This window comes from Sulfitobacter sp. CW3 (genome assembly GCF_019392245.1).
GTDB lineage: Bacteria > Pseudomonadota > Alphaproteobacteria > Rhodobacterales > Rhodobacteraceae > Sulfitobacter.
Genome location: NZ_JAHXRL010000005.1, coordinates 129,767 through 145,979, shown reverse-complemented (window position 1 = coordinate 145,979; position 16,213 = coordinate 129,767). Strand labels below are relative to the sequence as shown.

Genomic DNA, 16,213 nt, shown 5'->3' with positions numbered 1-16,213 from the left:
CTCACTCTCTGAAGAAAGTTCATCCTATGACAACATCGAAAAAACGTGACTTGATCGAAGGGCGCGCGGCGCTGATCGTCATCGATATCCAGAAATCCACCTTTGCGCCGATCCCTGATGACAAGCGCGCCATCGCGCACATGCCCGATTATGCAGCGCGCATGGCACGTTCCAAACAGGCCATCGACAAAGCCCGCGAGGTGGGCATACCGGTGGTCTTTATTCAGGAAATTCATCGTGCTAACCTGATTGACATGGGGCGTGAAACCGATGGTGACGAAGATGTGCATTGTCTTGATAGCAACCCGCTGACCGCTTTCGCCGAGGAAGAACTGGGTATGCGCCCTGATGATTACCGCATTTCAAAACGTCGCTATTCTGCCTTTTACGGCACGGATCTCGAAATCTTGCTGAAAGGGCTTAAGGCGGAAACGCTGATCCTTGTCGGCGGCCTGACCGATGTTTGTGTGCACTATACATTCGTTGATGCGCATCAGGGCGACTATTTTTGCCGCGTGATCGAAGACTGTGTTGCGGGTTCAAGCCTCGAGGCACATCAGGCGTCGCTCAAGGCGGTGGAATACCTTCAGCATGGTGCGATCCGGACTCTGGACGAGGTGCTTTCAGCGATGCAAACACAAGCGGAAACCAATGCCGCTTAACCAGACCTTTGTGGCGGCGGGGCTGGCGCTGGCCGCTTCTGCCGTCCTTAGCTTCATCGACAATTTTGTCGCCGCGGTCAGCCACGAGGCCGGGCTGTGGCAGTTTCAGGTGTTCCGCACGTTGTTCGCGGTTCCCTTACTGCTGGTCGCAGCGCGGGTGTCGGGCAGGGCGATCCGCCCTGTTAACATCTCGCTGTTGGCGGGCCGCAGCCTTGCCGTATCGATCGGCCTGCTGATCTATTTCGCGGCACTTGGCACCTTGCCGGTGTCGCAGGCGGGCGCGGGATTGTTCAGCGCCCCGCTTTGGGTCGCAGTTTTGACCGTCGTGCTGTTCCGGCGAAAGATTGGCGGCTTGGGCGCGTTCGCGGTTCTGTTGGGCTTTGCCGGTGCCCTGATGTTGCTGCAGCCTGATCTGGGAAACCTGACGATGCTGTCGCTGATGCCGCTTCTGGCCGGGCTATTCTATGGGTTGGGCATGATGCTGACCCGTCATTGGTGTACCCAAGAAAGCGCGATCACGCTGGCCTTGGGGATATTCGTGACAATTGGCGTGGCGGCGATCATCATGCTCGGTGTTGTGACGTTATGGCCGGGCGATACGTTCATTTCCGCCCCTTGGACAGCGCCAAGCGAACGGTTTTTGTGGCTAACCGCGTTTCAGGCCGTTGGCGCGGTATGCGCGGTCACGCTGATCGCCCAAGCCTACCGGATCGGCAACCCCACCATGGTCGCCGTGTTCGAGTACTCGTTCCTGATTTTCGCCAGTCTTTGGGGTTTTCTGCTGTGGGGGACGGCCACGAACGCACTTGCATGGGCGGGGATTGCGGTCATTCTATGCTCTGGCATTTTGATGGCCGTGAGCCAAAAAGACACAGAAAACTCAACCACTTGATATCATAGGATCAGAAAAATGGCGTGGATATTACTCATCTTGGCGGGCTTGTTCGAAATCGGTTGGGCCGTCGGTTTGAAATACACTGATGGTTTCACGCGCCTGTTGCCAACCACACTGACAGCCGCCTCAATGATCGTGAGCTTGGTGTTGCTTGGGCTGGCGCTACGGACCATCCCACTGGGAACGGGTTATGCAGTCTGGACCGGTATCGGCACGATCGGCACCGTCACTTTTGGCATTCTTTTTCTCGCAGAACCCGCAACTGCGGCACGGGTTTTCTGTGTCGCGCTTATCATCGCAGGCATCATCGGGCTGAAAGCTCTCTCCAACATTTAACCAAATCGAGGACCATATGAAAAATACCATCACACGTCACCAAACCGGCAAACGCATGTCCCAAATCGTCGTGCACGGCGATACGATCTATCTGGCCGGACAGGTCGGTACCGCAGGCGAAAGCGTCACACAGCAGACCCGCGATTGCCTTGCATCGATAGAGCGGCTGTTGGCCGAAGCGGGTTCGGATACGGATCACATGCTTCAAGCGACGATCTGGCTGGCCTCGATGGACGATTTCGCCGAAATGAACGCCGTTTGGGATGACTGGGTGCCAGAAGGACAAGCGCCTACACGTGCGTGTGGAGAGGCGAAACTTGCCACGCCGGATTACAAAGTCGAAATCATCCTGACAGCAGCGCGGGCTTAAACCTATGGCCTCGACGTTACCCTATATCGATCAGTCTTCGTTGCCCGCCGGTTTCGGTTGGCAAAACGTAATTGACGAGATGGTCAGGGGGCATAGCCTCTCTCGTGCCAAAGTGGCCGATCAGTTTCTGGGTAACGGGGCCGATACCTGCGTCAATCGGGCCGCATGGATCGAAGGGTTCGGTATTGGCATCAAATCCTTTACCGTTTTTCCCGGCAACAAGGAACAAGGCCGACCGTCAGTCCAAGGGGCAATGCTGGTTTTCGACGACAAAACCGGCAGCCCTTTGGCGGTGATCGACAGCGGCCTTGTGACATACTGGAAAACGGCAGCCGATTCCGTTTTCGGGGCTTCCCTTTTGGCGCGGCCCGAGAGCAAGACGTTGTTGATCGTCGGAACCGGCGTCGTCGCCGATAGCCTGATCGAGGCCTATTCAACGGTCTTTGCTGGTCTTGAGCGGATCATGGTCTGGGGGCGGAACATTGAAAACAGTCGCGCGCTTGCCTTGCGGCATGCCAATTGTCGCGCCGACGTCGAGGCGGTTGGCGATCTTGCGGCGGCAGTCGCTCAGGCCGATATTATTTCGACCGCCACCATGAGCCGTGATCCGATTCTATCGGGCGAATGGGTCCAACCGGGGACGCATGTTGATCTGATTGGTGCCTTCAAGGCCGACATGAGAGAGGCGGATGACGCGTTGCTGAAACGCGCGGACATATTTGTTGATAGCTTTGATACCACCCTAGATCACATCGGCGAGCTTCTGATCCCGCTCAAGCAGGGAACAATCTCCCGATCAGATGTTCTGGGGGATCTTTACGACCTGTCGCAGGGGCAGGTGACGCGCGCGACGCCCGAGGCGATTACCGTGTTCAAGAACGGCGGCGGTGCCCATCTGGATCTGATGACCGCCAAGGCCATTTTGGCGTTTCAATAAGTTAACAGAATCTTAACTGTATCGCCTGCTAATAGGCGATAACCGCTCGTATCGATCATCAAAGGCCGATGGGAAAAATCTATTGCCACAGGCGGGTAGGGTCGCCTAACCTCAGGGATACTGAAAGTTAGGCACCTGCCAGAAACCTTTGATAGGTCGTGTTTGCGTCCGTTCGTTCCCAGACGGTGCCCGCAGGGCCGATATGCAATCTCGGGACACTCCCAAAAGGAGGCCACAATAGGGTATACAACGAAAAGACTGATAGTCACGTCTGCGCTGTTGTGCCTTGGCTTTATAGCACAGCCCGTGAAGGCCGGTACCACGCACGTGGTTTCGATGGTTCTGGGCGATGGTTTGCAACAAGCCGACAACTCAGGGTTCTACGGAGAACTGATGGACGAAATTTTGCGACGTGCCGATGCGCCATCGAACTTTTCGGTTTTCCCCTTCAAACGGGCGTTAAAGGTCTATTTCGCGGGCGATGCAGACTGCATTTGGGCGCTCGACGGGGCCCTTTTAAGGGAATTCGACACCAGCGACACAGATATGATTGAAAGCGCGCGGGTTCTGAATACCCGCCAGTTCTTGTTTGGTATGCCGGGCACGCCGAAAATCAGCGGATTGTCCGACGTTGCAGGCAAGACGATCGGCGTCCTAAGGGGCAGCAACATCAAGACGTTATTGATGGACTCCGGCGCGAATATCGTCAATTTATCAAGTCAGGAAGCCAAGGTTGATATGCTGCTTGCCGGACGCATTGATGCCATCGGCGGGTGGATTCCCGACATCTACATCACCATGAAACAGCTTGGCCTTGATCCGAACCTGATTGAACCGATGTTTCCACTAGCGGCCTCTGGCGTTCGCGTCGTTTGCCATGACACCGTGGAAAACGACAGGTTTCTTGACGCTGTAAATGTGTCTATTGCCAACGTCCTTGCGTCGGAGGCGTATCAAGACATCCTTGACCGATATGGAATTCCCCCCAGTATGAACTGAACAGGCGATCACCACGTGATCTGGCATATCTGGTGGCCACCCAGAGCCGGCATGCAAATCACGTTGTGCAGTATCTATTGTGATTGTGGCGCGTAAATCTTTGAAAACTTTGTTGGATCACGGCCCATTCAACAACAACGGGCGATCCACTTGCGACGATACCGATGATTTCTTTGAAGGATTGGAAGATTTGCGCAAATACCTGTCTCGACTAACGAACCGGTTATCCTTCCGGCAAGCGCGCCTTGCCGTCGGCGTCGCGATCACGCTCGGGATGTTTTTTGCCTTCATTCAAATCAGGGCGGATCTGGCCGACGAGAGAGAGCGCATAGCGAGCTTGGGCGAGCAAGCCCTTGTACCCGTTCTTGGCAGCATGTCCCGCGCGGCCTATCGGTTGGACGATGTCGCCGCAGATGAACTGGCCATGGGCATCCTGGAAGAACCGAGCATCCTTACAGTGCGGATTGCGGATGATTTTGGCGGGACCTTGGCGGAACTCTCTAAACCGCGGCCCAACGAAAACATCTCGATTTTCGGTTTCCTGATCAGTAACGCACCCATCATTTCGACATTAGAACTTGTCGTGCAACCCGAGAACCTTCACGTCGGCCAAGTCGAAGTGGTGGTTGACCCGCTGGTGGCTGCCCGGTCGTTTTTTCGGCGGACCACGCTCATCCTTGCTGCTGGCTTTGCCAACAGTCTCGCGCTTACGTTCGCGTTGACGCTTTTGTTCTATTGGACCGTGACACGCCGGATCGAACAAATGGCCACGCGGTTCCGGACAACGTCGGTCGGCACGCAATCGGAACCCGATGGTGATGAACTGGACGCACTGGACCAGACCATCAGCGACTGGCGCGCGCAACGCGAGGTGGCCAACCTAGAGATCGCGGCCGCAGCGGAACGGATGCGGCTTGCGGCCCAGTCAGCGCAGCTTGGCATCTGGGAATGGGACCTGAGAGACAATTCATTGCTATGGGACGAAGGGATGTACGCCCTTTACGGTGCCGATCCCGCTACCTTTGGCAACAGTTTCGACGCCTGGACATTATTTTTGCATCCCGATGACCAAGAGATCGCGTTCGAGATGCTCAAAGAAGCCGTCGACGGGACCGGACGCATCAACCGAAACTTTCGCATCGTCCGCCCCGACGGTGAAATCTCGACATTACGCGGGGTGGCCAAGACCGTCTGTGACGCATCCGGTCACCGCATCAAGATGATCGGCGTCAGTATTAATGTCAGCGAAGAGGAGAGGCTGCGCGCCGAGTTGGAGACGATGCAGCGTGTCGAATCTCTGGGTGCTTTATCGGCTGGCGTCGCGCATGACTTTAACAACGTTCTTGCGGTCATCATGGGCAATCTTGAGCTGGCCGCACAAGAAGAGAAAATGGAGGACGCAAAGGATTACATTTCCACGGCCTTGCATGCCTGCCTTCAGGGCAAGGGGCTTACCATGCAGTTGTTGGCCTTTGGTAAAAAGTCGCAGCTAACCCCACAGCCCACTGATGCAAACGTAATAATGCAAAAACTGTTGCCGATGCTGTCGCGCACAATTCCGGCCACCATCGAAATCAAGCAGTCTTTAGCGCAGGATCTGCCCGCCATCCGGGTCGACCGCGCACTATTCGAAGCCACGATCCTGAATTTGGTCATCAATGCACGCGATGCCATGGAAGACGGTGGCGAAATTCTGTTTGCAACGTCACAAATCGATATCGACGCCACGATGACAGACCCCCAAATGGGCCGTCTGCCCCCCGGCCGATATGTCCGTATTGTTGTCGAGGACACAGGCCCCGGCATTCCACCCGAGCTGCTGCCACGGGTATTCGAGCCGTTCTTCTCGACCAAGAAATTCGGGGCAGGGCACGGGATGGGCCTGTCGATGGTGCGTGGTTTCGCAGAGCAATCCGGCGGCATCGCCAGAATTGATCCGGAAACAGGCGTAGGCACATCTGTTGAGCTGTACTTTCCGGCCCTCGGATCGGACATCAGCGCCGGCAATGATCCTGACACGCAAACTGCACCCGCCTTGGTCGACCGGAAAACCATTCTTGTTGTTGAGGATAACCCGAATGTCCGGCGCATGACCGTCTTGCAGCTAAAGCATCTGGGTCATGCGACCATCGAGGCGGGCAACGCAAGCGAGGCGCTGTCGGTGCTGTCATCGGGGGCAATCGTTGACTTGGTGCTTACTGATGCTGTCATGCCCGGAGAACCCCAAGGGGTAGAGCTGGCCAGACAATTATCCGAATGTGCAGACGCGCCGCCTGTCATCGTGATGTCAGGATACGATGGCAGCATTGCACTGGGAAATTCCTTCGAACCGATCGGGTTCGACTTCCTGTTGAAACCTCTCTCCATCTGCGAGCTGAAAGCAGCACTGGCACGGGCGTTCACGTGACGCTCTGAAAATTGCTGTGGAAAGATGCGCGGGCAGGGCCATGAAGGGTGCAACAGCCAACTATCGCAATGCATCGGTCTTGTACGTGCTTGGTAATATCTGGGGGTTCATGGTGGGTCGTGAGAGGCTCGAACTCCCGACATCTTCGGTGTAAACGAAGCGCTCTACCAACTGAGCTAACGACCCGTGAGCGTTCTACTATCCAAGCCCCTCAGGTGTTTCAACCCCATTAATGCGCTGACTTCAAATTTTCTGCAAAAGTTTTGATATCAGGCCCTGCGCGGATGGGATGGACAGCCTCGGGCATATCGTTTGCACCCCAAGACCCGGCGGGGCGCGGCCAAGCGGCTGGGAAAATACACCAACCATTTTAAAGGGCTACGACCTTTTGCTTAGTCTGAATCGCGCAGATTCGGGAAGTTTCTCCTTGTCATTCCGGGCGGAAAACCCGACCGTTAAAACCAAGAGTGTGAAACGGGATCGCGCGGCTGATGGTTGATATATGGGAGGGGTTGAGCGCGGCATTCTGGCTGATCGTGCATTTCGATGCCGAGCTTTGGGAAATCAGCCTTAGATCGCTGCGCGTGACGCTTACCGCCTTGGTGATCGCGTCGGCCATTGCCATCCCTTTGGGGACATATCTGGCCGTCCAGCGGTTCCGCTATCGGCGTTTTACCATATCGATGATCAATGCGCTGATGGGGTTGCCGCCGGTTGTCGTCGGCTTGGTCGTCTATATCTTGCTGTCGCGGTCTGGGCCGTTTGGCGTTTTAAATCTGCTGTTTACACCCACTGCGATGATCATCGCGCAGGTGATTATTATCACCCCGGTGATCGCGTCGATCGCCCATCAATCCATGCGCGAATTATGGGCCGAATATCATGACCTGCTGATATCGTTAAACACCTCAAAATGGCAGCGCATATTGACCTTGGTGCGTGATGGCCGGCGCAATCTGCTGACGGCGGCCCTGGCCGGTTTTGGCCGCGCCATAGGCGAGGTGGGCGCGATTATGATCGTGGGCGGCAATATTGATCACGTGACCCGCGTGCTGACCACCGCCATCGCTCTCGAGACCGGGAAGGGCGATTTTGCCTTGGCTTTGGGCTTGGGGTTTGTGCTGATCGGGCTGGCGATTGTGGTGAACCTAGCGATCCACACCCTGTCGCGCACAGAACGGGAGGGGCAATGGTGAGCAGCCTATTTCCCCTGAAATTACAAGATGTTGCCGTCCGCAGGCAAGGCAAGCGGATCATCGGGCCGATAGATCTGGTGCTTAATCCGCATGGGCCCACAATCGTGATCGGGCCAAATGGGTCGGGTAAAACCACGCTGCTGCGTGTGATGCACGGGATCGAACGGATCAATGACGGGTCTGTAACCTGGACCGCCCCGGACCCGTCAAAACATGCTTTTGTCTTTCAGTCCCCCATTGTTTTGCGCCGGTCTGTCGCCGAAAATCTGGCCTATCCTTTGCGACTGCTTAAAACGCCTGCGGGGCAGATCAGGGAAACCGTCGGATACTGGTTGGATCGGATCGGGCTGGCATCCGGGCAAAACAGCCCCGCGACCCGTTTGTCGGGCGGCGAGCGGCAGAAACTGGCCATTGCCCGCGCCTTGGTCCGCAAGCCTGATGTGCTGTTTCTGGACGAACCTTGTGCAAATCTGGACGGTCACGCCACCCGCGAGATCGAGACCCTGCTGCAAGAGATCGCGGCAGCCGGTACCCAGCTGGTGATGGCCACCCATGACATGGGGCAGGCGCGGCGGCTGGCCCATAATCTGGTGTTTATGCTGGACGGAAAAATTCACGAAACGGGGCCCGCAAAGACCAAATTTTCAGCCCCACAAACCGAAGCGCTTGCTGCTTTCTTAAGAGGAGACATTGTAACATGAAACGTATTTTAGCCGCGGTCACTATGCTGCTATGGACACAGGCGGCCAGCGCCGAAGAGATGCGCATGGCCGTGACGACATCGTTTGATAATTCGGGCCTAGCCGATGTGCTGCTGCCCGCGATCAAGACCGATCTTGATCTTGATCTGCGGCTTTTGGTGGTGGGCACCGGGCAGGCGCTCCGCTTGGGCGAGGCGGGCGATGTTGACGCGGTATTGGTGCATTCCAAAGCAGCGGAGGAAAAATTCGTCGCCGAGGGCCACGGCACGCATCGCCGCGAGATCATGTATAACGATTTCGTCTTTGTCGGTCCGAACGCCGATCCCGCCGTGATCGCAGATGCGACCAGTGCGGCGGATGCGGTGCAGCGGATTGAAGCGGCTAAAGCCCCGTTCGTCAGCCGTGGCGACGACAGCGGCACCCACAAAGCCGAGAAAAAGATCTGGGCCAGTGCCGGTCTAGACAGTGCTGCGTTCGGCGATTGGTATCGTCCGGTCGGGGCAGGGATGGGGGCCGCGTTGAATACCGCAGCCGGCATGAACGCCTATATCGTGGCAGACCGCGCCAGCTGGCTGAACTTTGGCAACAAAGGTGATCTGGGGCTGCTCTATTCCGGCGATCCGGCGCTGTTCAACCAATACGCGCTGCTGCCGGTTAACCCTGATAAAAACGCCAACATTCGCAATGACTTGGCGATGAAGCTTGAGGCATGGCTGACCAGCCCACGCGCCGCTGAATTGATCAACGGGTACAAGATCAATGGCGAAGCGTTGTTCGTGTTTAACGCAACGCCTTAATGATCGTGATGATGATGCCCATGACCATGCCCATGGTCATGCGGCTCATCCTCGTCCAGTGATCCATGGACGGCGAATTGCATGATGTCTGCATCCTGGGCCGCAATCGCGCGATAGGTTTCCTTGACCCCTGCGGGGGTCAATTCGCGTGACACTGTCAGCAGGGTGTTTGGCGCGTGATCCTCGGACAACTCGGCCATCTGGGCGATTTCCTCCAAGGCGACGATTTTAGCCGCCTCAAGGTTTGGCGCGCCATAGATTTCGACGAAATGTTGGGCCAGCAGGTTGGCAAGAACGTCCTGTTCATGCTGCTCAACCTGCGTCACCGCGACAAAGCTGACCCTGCCAAAGGTTTCGATCCCCATCCATCCGTTGGCGAACGCCTGCCGCGCCTTGCCGACCAGATCGCCCTCGCTCCAGTTCGAAAACTCGAAGCCGCCGGAAATACACCATTCACCGGTGCGGGCAGGGTTGTGGAAAACCCGGGTGTCGCTTTCGTCAAAATGGATCGCGCGGGCAAGTTTCATGCGGGCCTCGTCAGGGTTGCGGTCAACGGTATCAATACGGTTTCCTGGTCAATCTTCAACAGCAGACCCAGATTTTCATCAAGCCCGACATAGCTGCCGGTTCGCCCTGCCACGGTTATTTCACCCTCAAGGGCATGGGCAAGGCCGGACCATTCTGAATGCAGCTTGGCCATGCCGCCGTCGGCCCAGTTGTTGATCCCGACAAGGGTATGGCGGACCCATGCTTCGAGCAACTGATCAGGGGCCACATCGGCGCAACCTTCGGCATAAAGCGCAGTTTGGTCGGGGGTCAGACCGGTATCATCACTGTCGGGCCACAGCGACAGGGTCAGCGAGACGACCAGCCAGTCGGGCTCAAGATCAGGGTCGCTGCCCGATGCCGCCATGGCCAACTGGCCCGCACGCCCGCCGTTGAGGTAAATGCCGCCGCCCCAGCCCAGATGCACGCCGACCTCGGGCGGGGCCAAAGCGCCAAGTGCGTTCTGAAACCCGACGCCGCATAGGGGCAGCATTGCCGCGGCATCGCCAAGCGGCACATCGGGCGCAAAGACGATGGCCGCCCGCAAGGTGCTGGCCGCCAGATCATAGACCACCAGCCCCGCATCGCAGCCCACATCCGCCGCCTCACAGGCCAAGGCGAAAGGGTCACCGCCCTTGGCGTCTTGGCCGGAAAACAGCGGTGGAAATTCAGGCAAGGTCATGCATGCCCTTGCGCGATAAGGTCTTTTGCGACCTTGCGGAATGCCATGGCTTGGGTGCTTTCCGGTTTGGACACCACAATCGGCGCGCCACCATCTGCCGCCAGACGAATGTCGATATGCAGCGGGATTTCAGCCAGCAAAGGCACGTTCAGTTTCTCTGCCTCTTTGGCAACGCCGCCATGGCCGAACAGATGTTCCTCGTGACCGCAAGCCGAACAGATATGCGTCGACATGTTTTCGATCATGCCGATCAGGGGCGTGCCAAGCTGGTTGAACATGTCGATCCCCTTGCGGGCATCCAGCAGGGCGATATCCTGCGGGGTCGATACGATGATCGCGCCGTTCAGCTCGGCCTTTTGGGCAAGGGTCATTTGCACGTCACCGGTGCCGGGCGGCAGATCGACGATCAGCACATCCAGCGCGCCCCATTGCACCTGCGACAGCATTTGCTGCAAGGCACCCATCAACATCGGACCGCGCCAGACGACGGCCTGATCGTCGTTGGTCATCAGGCCCAGCGACATCATGGTCACGCCGTAATTGCGCATCGGCAGGATCGTTTTACCATCCGGCGATGCGGGCCGCCCCGACACGCCCAGCATGCGCGGTTGCGATGGCCCGTAAACATCAGCGTCCAGCAATCCGACACGGCGGCCTTCGGCGGCCAGCGCACAGGCCAGATTGGACGCAACTGTTGATTTTCCTACGCCGCCTTTGCCCGATGCCACTGCGATAATCCGGTCAATGCCGGGCACCTTTTGCGGACCAGCGGGGGCCGAACTGCGAGACCCCTTGAGGTCGGGTGGCGGTTTCGGTGTGCTATGGGCCGTCAACACAATCGAGACGGATTTAACCCCGTCCAGCGCCTTGATCTGCGCCTCGCCAGTGTCTTTGAGTGCGGTGTAGGCCGCCGCGTGATCGCCGCTGACCTCCATCACGAAACGCACAACACCGTCATCGACGGTCAACGCCTTAACGATGCCCGCCTCGACAATGGATGTGCCGCTAATCGGGTCTTTCAGGTCTGCCAGAACGGCAAGAACGGTTTCTCTGGTGACGGTCAACTTAGGATTGCCCTTCGATTTTGCCGGTAACGACATGTTCCATGTCCAGCCCGTCGATGGTCAACACCATCTTGGCCTCAAAGCTTTTGCCCGTGGTGTCACCGGCGTTACGCAGCGCTTCTTCGATGGCTTGTTGGGATGTTACGCCTACCTGTTTGAGAAACTTGCGCATCGACATGTTGAAATCTTCGCTCATGTGGGGGTCTCCTGTATCCGTGGCCGCGTGGGGTCCATTTGCGTGGGGCAGATGGCCTGCGGCGGTGGGTTAAGTGGTATGTAGTTTGCGACATGCCGTTTCGGCACGGTTTTGCAAAATCAGTGATCCTTGCGCTTTGACAAATAGTCATCGGTGGTGCGCGGGTGGGGGCGTTCGGCACCTGAAAACGGGTTGTTCTGGGCGTGATACTGCGCGTTGACACGGCAGCCGTCACACATCTGGATCATCCGCGCCGCGTCGGAACTGGCGAACATTGCGTGCTTTCCGGCCAGTTTCTCGACAATCTTTTCAACGGTGGATTTCACCCCGAACAGCGTCCCGCATTCCACGCAGGCAAAGGGTTCTTCTTCATTCAGGACCACCTGTTGCAGCGCGGTTTCAGTCAGGTTGAACTGCGGTTCAAGTGTGATCGCGTTTTCGGGGCAGACATTGGCACATAGCCCGCATTGCAGGCAGGCGTCTTCCTGAAAGCGCAATTGCGGCATGTCCGGATTATCACCAAGAGCCCCCGAGGGACACAACGACGCGCAGGACAGGCACAAGGTGCAGGCATCGGTATCGACCAACACTGCGCCATAGGGGGCATCCAGCGGCAGCGGCAGAACCTGCTGGTCGGGGTTCAGGGCCTTGGCCGCGAGACGTGCGACCTGCCGGCGGCTGCCGATGGGCAGGATCGGATCGGCGGCCGGGGCCACGGGCGCGCGGTTAAACAGATGATCCGACAGCGCATCGGGGTCTGCGATATCCAGCAATGCGGATTGACCCGGTGCAATCGCGTCGGCCAGCGCAAGCTGAGGGTCAAGGGCGTCGCGTTCGGTTTTGGGGGCCAGCAGGATATCGACATGGCTGAACCCGCTGGCAAGGGCTGCCAACATCTCGGCGTGGCCAAAGCCGGACAGCGCGCTGATCTCCATCGGGATCACATGGGCGGGCAGGCCACGGCCAAAACGGGCGGCAAGCTGGATCATTTCAGTGCCATGATCGTCATGCACCAACAGCGCCGCGTTCTCGCCGCCCGACATGCGGTAGTTGCGTGCCAGTGTGCTGATCCGGCGGAACATGTGATCCGGTCCCGGCACGTCATAGGTGATGGCACCGGACGGGCAAACGGCGGCGCAGGAACCGCAACCAGCACAGATCATCGGGTCAATGCTGACGGTTTCGCCCGCTGACAGAATAGCGCCGGTGGGGCAGACGTTCAGGCAGTTTGAACAGGCGGGTTGTTCGGCACGGGAATGCGCGCAGAGCGTCGGCTCCATCCGGACATACAGCGGCTTTTCAAACGTCCCGACCATCTGGCTGGCGGCCAGTATTGCATCTGCGACGGCGGGCTGGCTGCCCGGGTCTGCGCGCAGATAGCCATCACGCTTTTCGGGGGCGGGGAACAAGGGCTGCCCGCCTGTCAGGTCAAGGATAACGTCGCATTGCGAGATAGCGCCGTTTTGCGGATCGGTCAGGGCAGGGGTGCCACGGCCCCCGGCCAGACTTTGCTGGAAACCGTCAATGCGAATGTCGAACTGACCCAAGGTGCCACTGGCACCGCGCAGGTTGCCCATCACGATGTCATAGTCCGGGGTGGGTAGAAATGCGCTGCCCGGTGCCAGCAATACGGTCACAGCCAGCGCGTCTGACAGTTTTTCAGCGGCCGCAATGGCCGCGTCTTCGCCACCGATGATCAGACAGGTGCCTTCGCTGATGACATCAATTGATTTCGGCGACGGCGGGGCCAGCATCGCGTCGGCGATAAGGGCTGCCATCTTGGCGGTGGTATCGTCGCTGCCTGCGGTCCAGCCGGCGCGGTCACGAATATCAACGCATAGGGGCTCGGCGGCATCCAGTTCTTCGGCCAATGCGGCAAAACGGGGCGCTTCTTGGCCGCAGGCAATAACGACATCACCAGCCGAGATCGCCGTGGCCGCAGTTTCGATCTGGGTGGTGCACAGGCTTGTATGGCAACCCGAACAGGCCAGTCCCGTCGCTTGCCCCAAGGCTTTGAAATCGACCTGCTGTGATCCCAGACAATCACAAACCAACAAGGTTTTCGTCATGGTGTTCCCTTTTGCTGATTGCGGATCGTGCTTTAGGTAGTCAGGAAAACCGCGCGCAGTAAACCGTAAATCGGGTTCATGCGCGCGTCTGGACCCAATGCAGGTGCAGCATCAGAGGGCGCGAATAATATTTATGTGCAATCGCTTAACTGCATAAACCAATAATTGCAGGCGCTGGCGCATGCTGCGTCGCAGCATAACAGTTGCGTGAAAGAAAAGGTCAAAAAAACCTTTGTCGTTTCCAAGATTTTACGTCACGATAAGGGCAGCCAAACGAGGGGATTTAATTGCCGCGTAGCCACCCAAATTCAGTGACCATCCCGGTGGGCGTCGTTGTGCGACGCACGCCAGGCGCTACCCGTTGGGCAAAATATGCTTGGACGGTCACCGATATTTTGCCCGGCGCGGCACCCGCCGATTGGAAGGTTCTAAGGACCGAGGGCGACGTTACCGAATACCACGCGGCCACTCTCCCACTTACGTTATATGTCCCCGACGCCGAGGCCTATGCGCATGAATTGCAGGCCCGCGTCCCGTCGATCTACACGGTTTTGCGGCCCAATGCACAAAGCGGCGGCCTGCCGTGGTCTGTGGCCCTTGTGACCGCATCCCCCTACGAGGCGCAGGATTACTGCGATTCGGCTGAAGAGCTGGTTGAAAAGCTGCCGATGCCCCATGGACTGCGGGCTTGGGTCATTGAATTCGTGGAAAAATATTACGAGGAAGAAGCGTTTGTGAAGCGCCGCCGCAAAAACGCGCGGGTGGATCAGACCGATGATGGCGTGGGCGATTCTCGTATCCGTCAAACCACCGATGTCTACCGCGCGCCGCGCCGTCGCGAGGTGATCAATTGACCGCAGCGCTTTCATCCTGGTCACGCAGACGTGCCGCCGTCGCCGCAGAAGAGGCCGCGCTGAAGCGCGATGCCGAAGATGCCGTTGTGGCAGAGCAGCAGGCGGAAATGGCGGAAAAGACCGACGCTGAAATCCTTGAGGAATTGGGCCTGCCTGATCCTGACGCGTTGGTTCTGGGCGACAACGTCAAAGCCTTTATGGTGAAAACGGTCCCGCAACATCTACGTAAACGGGCGTTGCGGTCGCTATGGCGCAGCAATCCTGTATTGGCCTGCGTCGACGGGTTGAACGACTATGACGATGATTACCTGACCGGCAGCACGGGGCAGGGGCCGATCAAGACCAGCTATCAAGTTGGCAAAGGCATGTTGGCGCATCTGCTCGAGATGGAGCGCCAAGCGGATGAATCGGCCGTTGAAGAACCCCTTGTTGCAGAAACGGAAGAAACCGATGAAAACCACGAGACGTCATTGGTCGAAGATCAGGTGACCGCCGCCGCCGAAGAAATACAACTGGACGACACGCATGCCGACGACGCCGAGGACAGCGCGCATATCGCGCCGACCCGCCGCCGCATGCAATTTCATATCGAAGGGCAAAACGCATGAACGTGGCCGCTACATTGCCCGAAGTGATCCAAGAGGACCGCCTGCGCGCGGATTTGTACAACTATCTGGGTGTTATGCTGTCCGGGCCACCGGACCAGATGCTGCTGGACCAAACCGCAAACCTCGAGGGCGACGAGACCCCATTGGGTCAAGCTATTCAAGGGCTGGCGCGCGTGGCAAAGGTATCGCGACCGAAATCCGTACGCACCGAATTCAACGCGTTGTTCATTGGGTTGGGACGTGGCGAATTGCTGCCCTATGCCAGCTATTATCTGACCGGTTTTTTGAACGAAAAACCGCTGGCGAACCTGCGCAAGACCATGGCCAGCCTCGGTATGACCCGCGCCCAGGATGTGTTCGAGCCCGAAGACAACATCGCATCCCTGATGGAGATGATGGCGGGCATGATCGTCGGGCGGTTTGGCCGCGTGGCCACGATTACAGAACAACAGCAGTTCTTTAACGCACATATTGGCAGTTGGGCGGCGCATTACTTTGCCGATCTGCAAGCTGCCAAATCATCAGTTCTATACGCATCTGTGGGGGCCGTTGGCGCAGCCTTTATGGATATTGAACGCGAAGCATTCCGCATGACCAAGGCTGACCGGTAATGCGTAACTCTCTGGTGGGGACGCCCGCCGGATAACTTGAAGGGAAGGTACCAAATGACGGACAAGACAAAAGGCGCAAGCCGCCGCGACTTTCTGAAATTTGCAGGCACTGCGGCCCCTGTGGCCGCCGCCGCGATTGCAGCGGGTGGGGCAACGCAAGCCGAAGCACAAATAGCGGATCTATCATCCGAGACCATGCAGGATACGGCACACACCCGTGCCTATCTGGAAAGCACACGTTTCTAGTTTCTAATAGCCAACTGAACATCGGCAAATGGCTTGA

At 57.7% G+C, this 16,213-nt stretch carries 19 protein-coding genes and 1 tRNA gene; 14 read left to right on the top strand and 6 right to left on the bottom strand.

The annotated features are described in order from the left end of the window. The first annotated feature begins 26 nt into the window (after positions 1-26). The 7 genes from KZZ06_RS13245 to KZZ06_RS13215 all read left to right on the top strand — a co-directional run bounded on the left by KZZ06_RS13245 (position 27) and on the right by KZZ06_RS13215 (position 6,606). Complete coding sequence (locus KZZ06_RS13245) at positions 27-662, top strand: cysteine hydrolase family protein (protein ID WP_219580595.1); 636 nt, start codon at positions 27-29, stop codon at positions 660-662. Beyond that, entirely contained in the window at positions 652-1,554 is a 903-nt protein-coding gene (locus KZZ06_RS13240; RefSeq protein ID WP_219580594.1) for a DMT family transporter, read from the top strand. The genes KZZ06_RS13245 and KZZ06_RS13240 overlap by 11 nt, the downstream gene beginning before the upstream one ends. A gap of 18 nt (positions 1,555-1,572) precedes the next feature. Further along, positions 1,573-1,893: a quaternary ammonium compound efflux SMR transporter SugE gene (sugE, locus tag KZZ06_RS13235; protein WP_219580593.1), complete on the top strand. Its 321-nt coding sequence runs from the start codon at positions 1,573-1,575 to the stop codon at positions 1,891-1,893. Between the two features lie 16 nt (positions 1,894-1,909). Further along, complete coding sequence (locus KZZ06_RS13230) at positions 1,910-2,263, top strand: RidA family protein (RefSeq protein ID WP_219580592.1); 354 nt, start codon at positions 1,910-1,912, stop codon at positions 2,261-2,263. Between the two features lie 4 nt (positions 2,264-2,267). Further along, positions 2,268-3,200: an ornithine cyclodeaminase family protein gene (locus tag KZZ06_RS13225; RefSeq protein WP_219580591.1), complete on the top strand. Its 933-nt coding sequence runs from the start codon at positions 2,268-2,270 to the stop codon at positions 3,198-3,200. Between the two features lie 306 nt (positions 3,201-3,506). Further along, entirely contained in the window at positions 3,507-4,199 is a 693-nt protein-coding gene (locus KZZ06_RS13220) for an ABC transporter substrate-binding protein (protein WP_219580590.1), read from the top strand. 100 nt (positions 4,200-4,299) lie between these two features. Then, entirely contained in the window at positions 4,300-6,606 is a 2,307-nt protein-coding gene (locus KZZ06_RS13215; RefSeq protein WP_219580589.1) for an ATP-binding protein, read from the top strand. A gap of 110 nt (positions 6,607-6,716) precedes the next feature. On the opposite strand, the gene KZZ06_RS13210 is transcribed toward KZZ06_RS13215, so the two are convergent. After that, positions 6,717-6,792 (bottom strand) — tRNA-Val (locus tag KZZ06_RS13210). A gap of 305 nt (positions 6,793-7,097) precedes the next feature. On the opposite strand from KZZ06_RS13210, the gene KZZ06_RS13205 reads away from it, so the two are divergent. Genes KZZ06_RS13205 through KZZ06_RS13195 form a run of 3 tightly spaced genes read left to right on the top strand, consistent with a single transcriptional unit; the run spans position 7,098 to position 9,300 of the window. Continuing rightward, a complete protein-coding gene (locus KZZ06_RS13205; RefSeq protein ID WP_219580588.1) occupies positions 7,098-7,802 on the top strand; it encodes an ABC transporter permease in 705 nt (234 codons plus the stop codon). Then, a complete protein-coding gene (locus tag KZZ06_RS13200; RefSeq protein ID WP_219580587.1) occupies positions 7,796-8,503 on the top strand; it encodes an ATP-binding cassette domain-containing protein in 708 nt (235 codons plus the stop codon). Before KZZ06_RS13205 ends, KZZ06_RS13200 begins: the two co-directional genes overlap by 7 nt. Then, the gene (locus KZZ06_RS13195) at positions 8,500-9,300 is read left to right on the top strand and encodes a substrate-binding domain-containing protein (RefSeq protein ID WP_219580586.1); all 801 of its coding nucleotides are present in this window, start codon (positions 8,500-8,502) and stop codon (positions 9,298-9,300) included. Before KZZ06_RS13200 ends, KZZ06_RS13195 begins: the two co-directional genes overlap by 4 nt. On the opposite strand, the gene KZZ06_RS13190 is transcribed toward KZZ06_RS13195, so the two are convergent. From KZZ06_RS13190 to KZZ06_RS13170, 5 genes are all read right to left on the bottom strand, one after another. Next, positions 9,297-9,827 carry a DUF6505 family protein gene (locus tag KZZ06_RS13190; protein ID WP_219580585.1) on the bottom strand — a complete coding sequence of 177 codons (531 nt, stop codon included), beginning with the start codon at positions 9,825-9,827 and terminating at the stop codon, positions 9,297-9,299. The two genes, KZZ06_RS13195 and KZZ06_RS13190, sit on opposite strands and share 4 nt — an antisense overlap. Next, positions 9,824-10,528, bottom strand: a complete 705-nt coding sequence (locus tag KZZ06_RS13185; protein ID WP_219580584.1) for a biotin/lipoate--protein ligase family protein — start codon at positions 10,526-10,528, stop codon at positions 9,824-9,826. Before KZZ06_RS13185 ends, KZZ06_RS13190 begins: the two co-directional genes overlap by 4 nt. Continuing rightward, entirely contained in the window at positions 10,525-11,592 is a 1,068-nt protein-coding gene (locus KZZ06_RS13180; protein ID WP_219580583.1) for an Mrp/NBP35 family ATP-binding protein, read from the bottom strand. The genes KZZ06_RS13185 and KZZ06_RS13180 overlap by 4 nt, the downstream gene beginning before the upstream one ends. Position 11,593: 1 nt before the next feature. Further along, positions 11,594-11,788 carry a DUF6494 family protein gene (locus KZZ06_RS13175; RefSeq protein WP_219580582.1) on the bottom strand — a complete coding sequence of 65 codons (195 nt, stop codon included), beginning with the start codon at positions 11,786-11,788 and terminating at the stop codon, positions 11,594-11,596. 119 nt (positions 11,789-11,907) lie between these two features. After that, positions 11,908-13,857, bottom strand: coding sequence for a 4Fe-4S binding protein (locus tag KZZ06_RS13170; protein ID WP_219580581.1), 1,950 nt, complete (start codon positions 13,855-13,857; stop codon positions 11,908-11,910). Between the two features lie 287 nt (positions 13,858-14,144). Here KZZ06_RS13170 and KZZ06_RS13165 point away from each other — a divergent pair, with 287 nt between their 5' ends. From KZZ06_RS13165 to KZZ06_RS13150, 4 genes are read left to right on the top strand one after another with little or no spacing between them, the layout of a single operon-like run. Further along, positions 14,145-14,711 (top strand): DUF3305 domain-containing protein, encoded by a 567-nt coding sequence (locus KZZ06_RS13165; protein ID WP_257884352.1) that lies wholly within the window; start codon positions 14,145-14,147, stop codon positions 14,709-14,711. Next, positions 14,708-15,319, top strand: coding sequence for a DUF3306 domain-containing protein (locus KZZ06_RS13160; protein ID WP_219580580.1), 612 nt, complete (start codon positions 14,708-14,710; stop codon positions 15,317-15,319). The genes KZZ06_RS13165 and KZZ06_RS13160 overlap by 4 nt, the downstream gene beginning before the upstream one ends. Further along, a complete protein-coding gene (locus KZZ06_RS13155; RefSeq protein WP_219580579.1) occupies positions 15,316-15,930 on the top strand; it encodes a molecular chaperone in 615 nt (204 codons plus the stop codon). Before KZZ06_RS13160 ends, KZZ06_RS13155 begins: the two co-directional genes overlap by 4 nt. 54 nt (positions 15,931-15,984) lie before the next feature. Then, on the top strand, positions 15,985-16,176 hold the full coding sequence (locus KZZ06_RS13150) for a twin-arginine translocation signal domain-containing protein (RefSeq protein WP_219580578.1): 192 nt from the start codon (positions 15,985-15,987) through the stop codon (positions 16,174-16,176). Positions 16,177-16,213 lie beyond the last annotated feature (37 nt).

Bases quoted from the DNA above. Each gene is read 5' to 3' on its own strand.
- KZZ06_RS13245 (WP_219580595.1), top strand. From the start codon at position 27: ATGACAACATCGAAAAAACGTGACTTGATCGAAGGGCGCGCGGCGCTG.
- KZZ06_RS13240 (WP_219580594.1), top strand. From the start codon at position 652: ATGCCGCTTAACCAGACCTTTGTGGCGGCGGGGCTGGCGCTGGCCGCT.
- sugE (WP_219580593.1), top strand. From the start codon at position 1,573: ATGGCGTGGATATTACTCATCTTGGCGGGCTTGTTCGAAATCGGTTGG.
- KZZ06_RS13230 (WP_219580592.1), top strand. From the start codon at position 1,910: ATGAAAAATACCATCACACGTCACCAAACCGGCAAACGCATGTCCCAA.
- KZZ06_RS13225 (WP_219580591.1), top strand. From the start codon at position 2,268: ATGGCCTCGACGTTACCCTATATCGATCAGTCTTCGTTGCCCGCCGGT.
- KZZ06_RS13205 (WP_219580588.1), top strand. From the start codon at position 7,098: ATGGTTGATATATGGGAGGGGTTGAGCGCGGCATTCTGGCTGATCGTG.
- KZZ06_RS13200 (WP_219580587.1), top strand. From the start codon at position 7,796: ATGGTGAGCAGCCTATTTCCCCTGAAATTACAAGATGTTGCCGTCCGC.
- KZZ06_RS13195 (WP_219580586.1), top strand. From the start codon at position 8,500: ATGAAACGTATTTTAGCCGCGGTCACTATGCTGCTATGGACACAGGCG.
- KZZ06_RS13190 (WP_219580585.1), bottom strand. From the start codon at position 9,827: ATGAAACTTGCCCGCGCGATCCATTTTGACGAAAGCGACACCCGGGTT.
- KZZ06_RS13185 (WP_219580584.1), bottom strand. From the start codon at position 10,528: ATGACCTTGCCTGAATTTCCACCGCTGTTTTCCGGCCAAGACGCCAAG.
- KZZ06_RS13175 (WP_219580582.1), bottom strand. From the start codon at position 11,788: ATGAGCGAAGATTTCAACATGTCGATGCGCAAGTTTCTCAAACAGGTA.
- KZZ06_RS13170 (WP_219580581.1), bottom strand. From the start codon at position 13,857: ATGACGAAAACCTTGTTGGTTTGTGATTGTCTGGGATCACAGCAGGTC.
- KZZ06_RS13155 (WP_219580579.1), top strand. From the start codon at position 15,316: ATGAACGTGGCCGCTACATTGCCCGAAGTGATCCAAGAGGACCGCCTG.
- KZZ06_RS13150 (WP_219580578.1), top strand. From the start codon at position 15,985: ATGACGGACAAGACAAAAGGCGCAAGCCGCCGCGACTTTCTGAAATTT.